Source organism: Dellaglioa sp. CoH-56-MRSF-12, from assembly GCF_056782075.1.
In genome coordinates, this window is record NZ_JBXAYD010000062.1 from 1 (window position 1) to 297 (window position 297).

General features: G+C 57.2%; 1 protein-coding gene. It reads right to left on the reverse strand.

Going from position 1 to position 297, the window contains the following annotated elements:
• Positions 1–72: 72 nt before the first annotated feature.
• Positions 73–297: hypothetical protein (locus AC1RPY_RS07790; RefSeq protein WP_481763114.1), on the reverse strand; the 225-nt coding region annotated here is incomplete at its 5' end.

The following is a 297-nucleotide window of genomic DNA, read 5'->3' on the forward strand; positions in this document are numbered from 1 at the left end:
CGGGCCCAGTGACGGTCAGGGTCCAAGCATCATCGTCTCCGACGCGCTCTGCCAATAGTTGTTGGTCATCGTTCATGCAGCCTCCTTGGGTTTTGATGCATGCTTCAAAGCGGCGCGAATCTGCTCATCAAGGTCCTGCACACCCAGCAACGGGTAGTTTTCCTGCAACCAGCTGCGCATTTTCTTGCTCTTCCACGGGCGGATGATGGCGTTGAACACATCCTCCTGTGTGCCCTTCAGGAGCCCCGCGTCGTCCTGACTCTTGAGAGCCGATCGCAGCGAGTCCATCAGGTTGTT